The sequence below is a fragment of the Sphaerisporangium rhizosphaerae genome (assembly GCF_042665155.1).
Lineage (GTDB): Bacteria > Actinomycetota > Actinomycetes > Streptosporangiales > Streptosporangiaceae > Sphaerisporangium > Sphaerisporangium rhizosphaerae.
In genome coordinates, this window is sequence record NZ_JBHTCG010000001.1 from 48,726 (window position 1) to 61,046 (window position 12,321).

The 12,321-nt window shown below is 74.0% G+C and carries 8 protein-coding genes; 5 read left to right on the top strand and 3 right to left on the bottom strand.

Annotation, left to right across the window (positions count from 1 at the left end):
* Positions 1–143 precede the first annotated feature (143 nt).
* On the top strand, positions 144–1,472 hold the full coding sequence (locus tag ACFQSB_RS00210) for a serine hydrolase domain-containing protein (protein WP_380823636.1): 1,329 nt from the start codon (positions 144–146) through the stop codon (positions 1,470–1,472).
* Positions 1,473–1,568: 96 nt separating this feature from the next.
* On the opposite strand, the gene ACFQSB_RS00215 is transcribed toward ACFQSB_RS00210, so the two are convergent.
* Positions 1,569–2,420 carry a hypothetical protein gene (locus ACFQSB_RS00215; RefSeq protein ID WP_380823637.1) on the bottom strand — a complete coding sequence of 284 codons (852 nt, stop codon included), beginning with the start codon at positions 2,418–2,420 and terminating at the stop codon, positions 1,569–1,571.
* 279 nt (positions 2,421–2,699) lie between these two features.
* On the opposite strand from ACFQSB_RS00215, the gene ACFQSB_RS00220 reads away from it, so the two are divergent.
* Entirely contained in the window at positions 2,700–3,548 is an 849-nt protein-coding gene (locus tag ACFQSB_RS00220; protein WP_380823638.1) for an NAD(P)H-binding protein, read from the top strand.
* Between the two features lie 52 nt (positions 3,549–3,600).
* On the opposite strand, the gene ACFQSB_RS00225 is transcribed toward ACFQSB_RS00220, so the two are convergent.
* Positions 3,601–4,392, bottom strand: coding sequence for an SAM-dependent methyltransferase (locus tag ACFQSB_RS00225; protein WP_380823639.1), 792 nt, complete (start codon positions 4,390–4,392; stop codon positions 3,601–3,603).
* A 118-nt stretch (positions 4,393–4,510) separates the two neighbouring features.
* Positions 4,511–5,290 carry an ABC transporter permease subunit gene (locus ACFQSB_RS00230; RefSeq protein WP_380823640.1) on the bottom strand — a complete coding sequence of 260 codons (780 nt, stop codon included), beginning with the start codon at positions 5,288–5,290 and terminating at the stop codon, positions 4,511–4,513.
* A 446-nt stretch (positions 5,291–5,736) separates the two neighbouring features.
* On the opposite strand from ACFQSB_RS00230, the gene ACFQSB_RS00235 reads away from it, so the two are divergent.
* The 3 genes from ACFQSB_RS00235 (at position 5,737) to ACFQSB_RS00245 (ending at position 12,071) form a co-directional block, all read left to right on the top strand.
* Positions 5,737–9,885, top strand: a complete 4,149-nt coding sequence (locus ACFQSB_RS00235) for a Pls/PosA family non-ribosomal peptide synthetase (protein ID WP_380823641.1) — start codon at positions 5,737–5,739, stop codon at positions 9,883–9,885.
* A 20-nt stretch (positions 9,886–9,905) separates the two neighbouring features.
* A complete protein-coding gene (locus tag ACFQSB_RS00240) occupies positions 9,906–11,234 on the top strand; it encodes a M1 family metallopeptidase (protein ID WP_380823642.1) in 1,329 nt (442 codons plus the stop codon).
* Positions 11,235–11,489: 255 nt separating this feature from the next.
* On the top strand, positions 11,490–12,071 hold the full coding sequence (locus ACFQSB_RS00245; RefSeq protein WP_380823643.1) for a hypothetical protein: 582 nt from the start codon (positions 11,490–11,492) through the stop codon (positions 12,069–12,071).
* Positions 12,072–12,321 lie beyond the last annotated feature (250 nt).

Consider the following 12,321-nt stretch of genomic DNA (forward strand, 5'->3'; position numbering starts at 1 on the left):
TCGGGAGGGTGGAGGAGCGCGAAAATCGTCCGCGATGACGATGAGGCCGGCGACGGAGGTCGGCAGACTCGGGAGGGCGACCGATGTCGGCCCACCAAAGGAGCAAAACGGTGCATTTAGCCCGAAAATCACTCCGTAGACTGATGGCCGCCGGGCTGGTCTCCGGCACTGTGCTCGCCACCTGGACGGCGGCGGCCCACCCAGCGGCGGCGCACCCAGCGGCGGCGCGGCAGAGCGAGGCGTCCGGCACCGGCGGCGCCGTGGTCCGGACCGCGGCGCCGCGGACCACCCCCGCCGCGGACGCCCTCGACCGCGACGCGCTGCGCGGGACGCTCGACGCGGTGCGGGACGCGGGGATGTACGGCATCTACTCCAGCGTCCGAGACGGCGAGGAGCGGTGGGAGGGCGCCTCCGGCGTCGCCGACGTGCGCACCGGCAGGCCCGTGACGCCCCGGATGCGGCACCGCATCGGCAGCGTCAGCAAGGCGTTCACCTCCGTCGCGCTCATGCAGCAGGTGGAGCGCGGCCGGCTCGACCTCGACGCGCCGATCGCGCGCTATCTGCCCGGCCTGGTGCCCGGCGAGCTCGGGCGCGCCGTGACCACGCGGATGCTGCTGAACCACACCAGCGGCATCGCCGACTACATCCCCGGTGCCTTCCCGTCGCTGCTGCGGGACTCCCCCGCCAGCCTCGACGACAACAGGTTCAAGCGGTTCACCCCCGAGGAACTGGTGCGCTTCGGCCTGGCCGGCGCGCGCACCGGACGTCCCGGCGAGCGCGCCTCGTACTCCAACACCAACTACGTGATCGCCGGCCTGCTGCTGGAAAGACTCACCGGCGTCGAGGCCGAGACCTACATCACCCACAACGTCATCGGCAGGGCAGGGCTCCGGCACACCTACTTCCCGCGCACGCCCTTCATCACCGGGCCGCACTCCAAGATGTACGAGGCGTTGTACGGCCTGATCGACCCGCCGCGCGACTACAGCGTGTATGACATGTCCTGGGCCTTCACCGCGGGCGCGCTGATCTCCACGATGGACGACCTCGGCACCTTCTACCGCGCGCTCCTCGGCGGCCGGCTCGTCGGCGCCCGGCAACTCGCCGAGATGCAGCGCACCGTCCCGTTCACCGACGCGCAGGGCAACGTGCTGCTCAACTACGGGCTGGGGATCTACGCGCAGGACTGGCCGTGCGGCCGGTTCTGGGGGCACGACGGAGCGGTCTTCGGCGCGGGCACGGTCACCCTGTCCAGCCCCGACGGCCGCCGCCAGGCGTCGCTGGGCATCAACCTGATGAAGTACCAGCACATCGACGAGAACGGCCAGGTCCAGGTCCATCCCATCGACATCGCGATGGCGCGGCACATGCTGGTCGCCCTGTGCGGAACCCAGGCCGCCCCGCCCTCCACGCTGAGGGCCCCCGCCATCCCCCTGTTCCCCACCGAGACCCTGCGCCCGGCGCGAGCCTAAGGGCACCGCCACCGGCCCTCTCCGCCGCGCCGGGCCGAGAGGGCCGGCCGAAGCGGTCGGCGCACGGCGAGGCGGCGTGCGCCCCCGACCCGGGACTCAGTGCACGGCGAGAGTGCGGCCGGCGGCGACGGCCTCGCGTACGCTGCTCGCCAGGACCGCTCCGACTCCGTGGGCACGCGACGCCAGGTCGCGCAGGCCCTCGAGGTCATCGGTGTGCGCCAGCAGGTCGCGGTACTTGTCGTTGCTGCGCAGCAGGTCTTCGGCGTGCAGCGCCGCGTCCGCCGCCTGCACGCGGCGCGCGTACGCCTCGAGCGCCGCGACCTGCCCGGTCACCTCGCCGGCCGAGCGCCGCAGCGCGGCGAGCTGGGGCTCGAGCACCGCGCGCAGCTCGGGGGTCAGCACTCCCCCGGTCGCCCGGGCGTGCTCGGCGCGCAGCTCGGACTGGGTGCGGAGCACTCTGGCGATCTCCCACAGCCGCCGGGGCAGGACGACGTCGTTGGCCACCGGGTCCAGCCAGCCCATCTGGTTGACGCGGGAGGCGTAGACCGTCTCGACGGCGTGGCCCGCGCGGTCGAGCAGCAGCCGGGCGGACCGGTCGAGGTCGGCGGGGACGACGTAACGGTCCTGGTAGAGCCGCACGAGGCGGGTGGGGGATCCGAGCACGGCGAAGCGGCCCCACGGCAGGCCCACGGCGGCGGCGCCCACCAGCAGGACCGACAGCGTCGCCGTTCCGCCGATCAACGTCATGCGGTCGTGGGCCACTTCCTGCGACACCGCGATGAGGACGAGGATGAGCAGCAGGCCCGCGATGACGCCGAGCCAGCCGGAGGCGCTGGAGGGGACGACACGGCGGTCGGCCAGGGCGTTGTTACCGATGATGCGTCGTTTGTCATCGTCGGGGATGTCCGGGTCCACCACCGGCCATCGTCCGATCCACCAGGCGCCCATCGTGAAGCAAGCCCCCTCTCGGCGAAATCGCCGCCCCCCGTCAGCGGCGGAGCCGTGGCCCCGCAGCCGACAATCCCCGTTGGCGTCATTTTAACGTTCGCGCATGGCGCGCGGCGCGGTTCATGGGCGCCGGGAATCGATTCCGGGTATTAGCGCCCGTCGCCATCCCTAATTGCGACATATCCGGTAATTCAGATCGGTGCCGGCCGCCGGGGGTTGACCTCAACCGCGCTTGATGTTTCACGATGGTCGCCCCGCACCTCTGACAAGGGAGAACTCATGATTCTGGTCACCGGGGCCACCGGTCGCGTCGGAGGGCACGCCGTGTCGGCCCTGCTGGCGGCGGGCGCCGAGACACGGGCCCTCGCCCGCGACCCCGCGGCCGCCCGCCTGCCGGACGCCGTTGAGATCGTCCCGGGCGACCTGGCGAAACCCGAGACGCTGGAAGCAGCCCTGGACGGCGTCGAAGCGGTGTTCCTGGTCTGGCCCACCCTGTCCGCCGACCACGCCGCCCCGGCCGCCGTCGAGGCGATCGCCGCGCGCGTCCGCCGCGTCGTCTATGTGTCCGCACGGGGAGTGCCACCCGGGCGGGAGGAGTCGGACGGGACCATCCTCGGCTCGCACGCCCGCCTGGAAAGCCTGATCGAGCGGTCGGGGATGGAGTGGACGTTCCTGCGCCCCGGCGGCTTCGCGGCCAACACCCTCATGTGGGCGCCGCAGATCCGGGAGACCGGGACCGTCCGGTGGGTGCACGGCGCCGCTCGCAGGCCGCTCATCCACGAGCGCGACATCGCGGCCGTCGGTGTGCGCGCGCTGTCCGCCCCCGGGCACGGCGGCGCCGCGTACGAGCTCACCGGGCCGCGGGCGCTCACGCAGGTCGAGCAGGTCACCCTCATCGGCGAGGCCGTCGGCCGTCCGGTGCGATGGGAGGAGATGTCCCCCGAGGTCGCGCAGCGGGCGATGGTGGCCCAGGGCATGCCGGCCTCGCTGGCCCGCGACATACTGGACGGGCACGCCGCGATGGTCACCGCCCCGGAAACGGTCACCACGACCGTCGAGGAGATCACCGGCACCCCGGCCACCGGCTTCGGAACCTGGGCCCGCGACCACGCGGACGACTTCCGCTGACCCCGCGTCACGCGGACGACTTTCGCTGACCCCGCGTGGGGTGTGGAGGGGGTCAGCCCCGGTGGGCGACGCCGCAGAAGGCGGGCAGGTCGTCGTCCCCCCGGTAGAGCGGGGAGTCGGGCCGCCACGAGCCCAGGCGCGTCAACCCCGGCTCCACGAGCTTCAGGCCGTCGAAGAACGCCTCGATCTCCTCCTGGGAGCGCAGCACGGCGGGCGAGCTGGCCCTGTCGTACACCGACGTGCCCGGCATCAGCCGCCGATCGGCCTCGGCGTGCGACAGGACCAGCACCGAGCCGGGGACCACGGCGTCCATCAGAGCGCGGACGATGCCGCGCGGGTCCTCCTCGTCCCTGATGAAGTGCAGCACGAAGACGAGCAGAACGGCCATGGGCCGGTCGAAGTCGAGGTGCTCCCGCAGCACCGGGTCGGCGACGATCTTCTCCGGCCGGCGCAGGTCGCCGGCGACCATGATGGTCTGCTCGTCGGTGGCGAGCAGGGCCTCGCCGTGCGACAGGACGATCGGTTCGAGGTCGACATAGGCGACGCGCGCGGCGGGCAGGACGCGCTGCGCCACCTCGTGGACGTTCTCCTGTGTGGGCAGCCCGGAGCCGATGTCGAGGAACTGGCCGATGCCCACTTCGGCGGCGGCGTACTCGACCGCGCGCCGCAGGAAGCGGCGGTTGGCGACGGCGAGCTCGCGCGTGCGGGGGAACACGCCGATGACCCGCTCGGCCGCTTCCCGGTCGGAGGCGTAATTGTCCTTGCCGCCCAGGTAATAGTCATACATTCGCCCGACATTTGGGGTTATCGGGTCGAATGCTGCGTTCAGTGGCGCGGAATCCATTACCACTCCGTCGGGGGCCGGGTGTCATGCGGCGGTTCTCGCCGACCGTTCACGTTATTCGGGGCCCGACGTTAACAGCCGCCATCCCGATGCTCAATGGCGAGGGCCGATTCGCCGCTCACAGGTCCCTGCGGCGCACGAGCAGGGCGCCCGCGGCGAGCGGCAGCAGAGCGTAGGCGAGCATCACGGCCGCCGCCGCGACCGGGGACAGCAGCGTGTCGAACACCGTGTTCGCGTCGAGGGTGCCGGTGATCTCGCGGGGCAGGTTCGTCAGCAGGACCGACCCGAGCCGCGCGTCCCACGGCGCCGGCAGGTTGATCGCCACGATCGGGATCACGTACACCAGCCCGATCAGGATGACGATCGACCCGGCCGTGGACCGCAGAACGGTGGCCAGCCCCAGCCCCACCAGGGCGAACACCACCACCGACAGGCCGGTGACGATCAGGACCGGCAGCCGGTGGGCCAAGGGGGTGAGGTACACGCCGTTGAACCGGCCCCCGATGAGCGACCGGCAGGCGAAGTAGGTCCCGAACACCACCAGCGGCCCGGTGACGGCGGCCAGCCCGGCGAGCAGGGCCGCCTTGCCCGCGACGACCGGCCAACGCCGGGGCACCGCCATCATGGTCGCCCTGATCGTCCCGGTGGTGTACTCCGAGGTGATCGACAGCACGCCGAGGATGCCCAGGCACAGCTGGGGGATGATCACCAGGACCTCCTCGATGTAGGAGACCGAGGAGCGCAGCCGCCCTTCGGGCGAGGTGCCGTCGAACGCGGCCGCCGCCGACCAGGCGATGGCCGCGCCGGCCAGCAGGCCTGCCAGGGTGACGCCCAGGGCGTAGTAGGTGGAGCGGACCGAACGGAGCTTGTGCCACTCCGCGGCCAGAACGTCGATCATGGACTACCTCCGGTGCGTGGACGCCGACCGTGGGCGGGCGCTCGACGGTACGGGCGCCGGTGAGCGGGTGTTCGGGGACGCGTCAACGCTCCCGCAGCCGAAGCGGCGGCGCATCGGCCCTGCGTCCGAACTCCCACACGGGTCTCACCCTCCAGACCGTCCTCCTCCGGGCTGATCCACCCCTGTCCCCGTCCTCGTCGCTCCCGTCCCCGTGCCGGCTCGGCGGCGACGGCGACGGCGACGGCGATCAAGGTGTCCTCGGGGTGTCCATCAGATGGACGGGAATAGGCGGAACGGTGGCGGAAGTTAAGATCGGGCGATGTCCATGGCGTCAGTAGGGCCGGTTCGGAGCCGAAGAACCGCAGCAGGGTGGTCGACCAGACCGTCGTTCCCCCGCCCCTGACGAAGACCCGGGCGAACCGTCCGGGCACTCACCAGGAGCCTTCTTGCCCTCCTCACCGGTGGAAGCCGAGCAGCCGCTCGCGCGGCGGACCCCGACGCCGGCCGCCTCGCGGACGCCCGCGACCAGAGCCGTCCAGCACGCCCCCCTGACACCGCGCAAGCCCCCCACCCCGGCCGGCTCCCTGCCCGGGACCACCTCCGAGCCGGCCGTCTTCCTGGCCGGGGCGGCCGCCGCGCCGCCGCGGACGCTGGTCGACATCCTGGCCGAGACGACCCGGCGCCACCCCCGCTCCCCCGCGCTCGACGACGGCCGCACCCGCCTGGACTACCAGGCCCTGAGCGCCGAGGTGGAGTCCCTGGCGGGCGAGCTGCGCCGGGCCGGTGTGCGCACCGGCGACCGCGTGGGCGTGCGCGTCCCGTCCGGCACCGCCGACCTCTACGTCGCGATCCTCGCCGTGCTCGCCGCCGGCGCGGCCTACGTGCCCGTCGACGCGGACGACCCCGACGAGCGCGCCGAACTGGTCTTCACCGAGGCGGGCGTCCACGCCGTCGTCGGCGAAGGCCGCGCGATCACCCGTACGACGCCCGCGAGCACGGACGACGCTCGCCGTCCCCTCCCCGCGAGCACGGACGGCCCTCGCCACACCGTCCTCTCGGACACAGACCCCCGCCCTCACCCCGAGCCGGACGGCATGCCGGAGCGGCCCGGTCCCGAGACGACCGGCGCCCCGGAGCGGTCCGGTCCCGGGCCGGAGGACGACGCCTGGATCATCTTCACCTCGGGCTCCACGGGCAGGCCGAAGGGCGTGGCCGTGACCCACCGCAGCGCGGCGGCGTTCGTCGACGCCGAGGCGCGACTGTTCCTCGCCGACGAGCCGATCGGCCCGGGCGACCGGGTACTCGCGGGCCTTTCCGTGGCCTTCGACGCCTCCTGCGAGGAGATGTGGCTGGCGTGGCGGCACGGCGCCTGCCTGGTGCCCGCGCCCCGCGCGCTCGTGCGCACCGGCATGGACCTCGGCCCCTGGCTCGCCGACAAGGGCATCACGATCGTCTCGACGGTGCCGACCCTGGCGGCGCTGTGGCCGGTGGAGACCCTCGACGACGTCCGCCTGCTGATCTTCGGCGGCGAGGCGTGCCCGCCCGAACTGGCCGAGCGGCTGGCCGTTCCCGGGCGCGAGGTGTGGAACACCTACGGCCCCACCGAGGCCACCGTCGTGGCGTGCGCCGCGCCGCTGACCGGGCGGGGCAAGGTGCGCATCGGCCTGCCGCTCGCCGGCTGGGACCTCGCGGTCGTGGACGACGCGGGCGAGCCCGTGGCCATGGGCGAGACCGGCCAGCTCGTCATCGGCGGCGCCGGCCTGGCCCGCTACCTGGACACCGCCAAGGACGCCGAGAAGTACGCCCCGCTGCCCTCCCTCGGCTGGGCGCGCGCCTACCGCAGCGGCGACCTGGTGACCGCCGAGCCGCGGGGCCTGGTCTTCGTCGGCCGGGCGGACGAGCAGGTCAAGCTCGGCGGCCGGCGCATCGAGCTGGGCGAGGTGGACGCCGCGCTCCAGTCCCTCCCGGGCGTGCGCGGCGCGGCCGCCGCGGTCCGCGCGACCGGCTCGGGGCACCAGCTTCTGGTCGGGTACGTCGTCGCCGCCGAGGACTTCGACGCCGAGGCCGCCCGCGACCGGCTGGCCGGGGCGCTGCCGGCCGCCCTGGTCCCGCGCATCGCGCTCGTGGCCGACCTGCCGACCCGCACCTCCGGGAAGATCGACCGCGACGCCCTGCCGTGGCCGCTGCCCGGCGGCGCGACCCCCGGCGCCGATCCGGGCGCGGCGGGCGCGGCCGCGGAGCTGTCGGACGACGAGCGGTGGGTGGCCGAACGGTGGGCCGGCATCCTGGGCGTGGACGCCGCCGACCGCGACGCCGACTTCTTCGTGCTGGGCGGCACGAGCCTGGCCGCCGCGCTGCTGGTCTCCGAGCTGCGCGCCCGCCACCCCGCGGCGGCGGTCGCCGACGTGTACGAGCACCCCACGCTGGGCGGGCTGGCCGCCCGCCTGGCCGCGATGGCGGCCCCCCGCGCCGAGAACGCGCAGCGTCCCGTGACGCCGGTGCCGCGGCGTTCCGCGCTCGCGCAGACGGCGCTCATGATTCCGCTGCTGACCATCGGCGGCATGCCGTGGATCGTCGGCCTGGCCACGCTGAACAACATCGTGGCCCTTCCCTGGACCCCCACCGTCTCGTGGTGGTGGGTGCTGGCGGGCTGGCTGCTGTTCGTCTCCCCCTGGGGACGCATCGGCGTGGCCGCCGCGGTGGCCCGGGTGCTGCTGCGCGGCCTGAAGCCGGGCGCTTACCCGCGCGGCGGCGGCACGCACCTGCGGCTGTGGTTCGCCGAGCGGTTCGCCGCGCAGATCGGGGTGGGCCGGCTGTCCGGCGCCCCGTGGAACGCCCGGTACGCGCGGGCGCTCGGCGCGCAGGTCGGCGAGGACGTGGACCTGCACGCGCTGCCCCCGGTGACCGGGATGCTCAAGGTCGGCAGGAACGCGGCGATCGAGCCCGAGGTCGACCTGCACGGGTACTGGCTGGACGGCGACCTGCTGCGCGTCGGTGAGATCCGCGTCGGCGCCTCCGCCACGATCGGCGCCAGGGCGACGCTGCTCCCCGGGGCCCGCGTCGGCAAGAACGCGCAGGTCGCGCCGGGCGCCGTCGTCGAGGGCGCCGTCCCGTCCGGCGAGCGCTGGGCGGGGGCGCCCGCGAGCCGGCAGGGCAAGGCGCGCCGGTTCCCGCCGTCGGAGCGGCCGCCGCGCTCCCGGCGCTGGGAGGCGATGTACGGCCTGTCGGCGATGGCGCTGAGCCTGATCCCGGTCGTGGCCGCGCTGTGCGGGCTGATCGTGCTGGACGTCTTCGCCGGCGACGTGGCCACGCTCGGCGAGGCACTGCCCGCCGCCCTCTACGGCGTCGCGCCCGCCACGGTGACCGCGCTCGCGGCCTTCGCACTGATCGTCGTGGTCTGCGTGCGGCTGCTCGGCGCCGGCCTGCGCCCGGGACGGCACCCCGTGCACAGCCGCCAGGCGTGGCAGGCGTGGGCGACCGGCCGGCTCATGGCGGCGGCCCGCGTCTGGCTGTTCCCCCTGTACGCCAGCATCCTCACCCCCGCGTGGCTGCGCGCGCTCGGCATGAAGGTCGGCCGGGACGTCGAGCTGTCCACGGTGCTGGCGCTGCCCACGATGACCACCGTCGGCGACGGGGCCTTCCTCGCCGACGACACGATGGTGGCCCCGTACGAGCTGGTCAACGGCAGCCTGCGGGTGGACCAGGTGCGCATCGGCAAGCGGGCCTTCCTCGGCAACAGCGGCATGACCGCTCCGGGGCGCAAGGTGCCCAAGGATGGGCTGGTCGGCGTGCTGTCGGCCGCGCCGAAGAAGGCCAAGGCCGGGTCGTCCTACCTGGGCATGCCCCCGATAGAACTGCGCAGGACGGCCGAGTCCGGCGACCGGAGCCGCACCTACGACCCGCCGCGCCGGCTGAAGGCCGCGCGGGCGTTCGTGGAGGTCTGCCGCGTCGTGCCGGCCATGGGCACGGTCGCGCTCGCCGTGCTGGTCGCCGCGACGCTGGAGTTCCTCGCCGGCTCCTACGGCTTCGCGGCCGCGGCGGGGCTGGTCGGCGTGGTGCTGGCGGGCGCGGGAGCCGTGGCCGCCGCGACCGCCACCGCGGCCAAGTGGGCGATCGTCGGCAGGATCGCGGCGGGCAACCGCCCGCTGTGGAGCTCGTTCGTGTGGCGGAACGAGCTGGCCGACAACTTCGTGGAGGTGCTCGCCGCCCCGTGGTTCGCCGAGGCGTGGCTCGGCACCGCCCCGCTGGCCCTGTGGCTGCGCTCGCTGGGCGCGCGCGTCGGCCGCGGGGTGTGGTGCGAGACCTACTGGCTGCCCGAGGCCGACCTGGTCGAGGTCGGCGACGGGGCGAGCGTCAACCGCGGATGCGTGCTGCAGACCCACCTGTTCCACGACCGCGTGATGAGCATCGATAAGGTCGTGCTGCGGCACGGGGCGACGCTCGGGCCGCACGGCGTGGTCCTCCCCGCGGCGACGATCGGGCAGGACACCACGGTCGGGCCGGCGTCCCTGGTGATGCGCGGCGAGACGGTGCCCGCGCGCGCCCGCTGGTTCGGGAACCCGATCACGCCGTGGTCCCGTCCGCCGTCGCGTTGACCCGGAAGGCATGACAGAACGTGAGCGTGGCACCAGGCGTCTCCCGCCGTCCCTACTTTCCCGAGCGGGGCAACGAGGGCTACTGGGTCGAGCACTACGAGCTGTCGCTGGACTACCGGGTCGGCGCCGGCCGGCTGCGCGCGTCGGCGGTGATCTCGGCGTTCGCGAGCCGGTCCCCGTCCCTTCCCGCCTTCACCCTGGACCTTTCGTCCTCGCTGCGCGTGTCCGGGGTGCTGGTCGACGGCGAGCCGGCGCGCTACACGCACCGGGGTGACAAGCTGCGGATCACCCCGGCGCGCCCGCTGCACGAGGGCACGCTGTTCGCCGTCGACGTGCGGTACGGGGGCGACCCTCGTCCCCTGACCAGCCGCTGGGGCGGCCTCGGGTGGGACCGGCTCACCGACGGGGTCATCGTCGCCGGCCAGCCGACCGGGGCGCCGTCGTGGTTCCCCTGCAACGACGACCCGGCCGACAAGGCCACCTACCGCGTCACGGTGACGACCGGGTCGGCGTACGAGGTGGTGGCCAACGGCCGCCTCGCCGACCGGCGCCGGGCCGCGTCCACCACCACCTGGGTGTACGAGCAGCCACAGCCGATGGCCACCTACCTGGCGAGCGTGCAGATCGGGCGGTACCAGTCGGCCGAGGTGCCGGGGCCGGTGCCGCAGCGGCTGGTCCACCCCGCCCGGCTGGCCTCGCGGGTGCGGGCCGACTTCGCCCGCCAGCCGGCCATGATCGCCCTGTTCTCCGACCTGTTCGGCCCCTACCCCTTCGCCGGGTACACCGTCGTGGTCACCGCCGACGACCTGGAGATCCCGGTCGAGGCCCAGGGGATGTCGATCTTCGGCGCGAACCACGTGGACGGGCGGCGCGGCGAGGAGCGCCTCATCGCCCACGAGCTGGCCCACCAGTGGTTCGGCAACAGCCTGACGCTGGAGGACTGGCGCGACATCTGGCTGCACGAGGGCTTCGCCGCCTACGCCGAGTGGCTGTGGTCGCAGGCGTCGGGCGAGGAGACGGCCGACGCGCTCGCCGCCCGCTGGCACCGCAGGCTGGCGGCGCTCCCGCAGGACTTCACGCTGGCGGACCCCGGCGCGCGCCGGCTGTTCGACGACCGGGTGTACAAGCGCGGCGCCCTCACCCTGCACGCGCTGCGCCGCGCGATCGGCGACGAGGCGTTCTTCGCGCTGCTGCGCGAGTGGACGGCCACCTACCAGCACGGCGGCGTCACCACCGAGCGGTTCACCCGCCTCGCGGCCCGCCACGCCGCGACCTCGCTGGACGACCTGTTCGCCGAGTGGCTCCACACCGAACGCCTCCCGGCCTCCCTCACCCACCGGACGGTCTGACCCCGCGGCCGACAACGTCCTGCCTGGCGACGGCCGGGCGGGTTGCGGACCCGTCTGTGGGGGCCGGTCTTGGGGACGGCCGTACGAAGTCCTGGATCGGCTGTGGGTGAAACCGCGCGTGCCGATCGGCACGGTGGCGTTGACTGGCTGTCGGGGCCCCGGCCACGCCAAGACCCCTGGGAGCCACGCGGCGCCCGAGTCCCCGCCAGGAGCCACCACCGCGATGGCGGGAGCCGCGCCGAAGGAAAGGGAAGCATGGGCGAGCACGACGCCTTCCGCATCGACCACGGCCACGATCGCGAACTCGCCTCCGAGGGGTCAAGCCGGTACGCCGAGCACGTACGGCACAACGTCGCGGCGTTCGACGGCGCGTGGGGCGACATCGCCCCGGTCACCTTCGCGTGCGCCGCCTGGCGGCTGGCCATCACCCCCTCGCCGCCCTACGTGCGGCGCCACCGGCGCATCCTGTCCGCCGCCTGCGACCGCAACGCCTGGGACGGCACGCTCACCGCCCGCGTGCTCCTCGTCTCGCCGCCGCCGGCGGAGCTCACCGCCTCGCGCGAGTGGTGGCACGACCGCGGCTGGCGCGAGTGGCCGCAGACCTTCGGCCAGTACCTCGAGCCCAGCGACCAGGACCTCACCCGGAACCCGTTCCTGCGCACCACCCTGGTGATCGACGCGCCCCTGCCGCTGGACGCCCTGCCGCCCGCCCCCGACGGCCCGAGCGACACGCTGTCCTCCACCGCCGCGCTCGCGGTCACCACCCTGGTCAGAGAGCTCAACGCCCTGCTCACCCCGATCATCCGCCGCCTGGAGACCACCCAGGCCCGCGGCTGACCGCGGCGCGCGTCAACCATGTCGCCTGCGGCCTCCGGGTGCGGGTGAACATCCCGCACGGGACACCAGTACGTGAGCACGCGCGTGCACCGACGGTGGCTCCCCCACTCCCGCCATGTGCTGGACGTGATGGGCGCCGGGTCGGCGGGTCGTGGTACGGCGATGCCGGCGCCTGCTACGGCGCCCGAGCCGGTGAACGTTCCTGGACAGCGCATCAGTGCGGCGCACCGCGGGCCGGCCTGTCATGCGG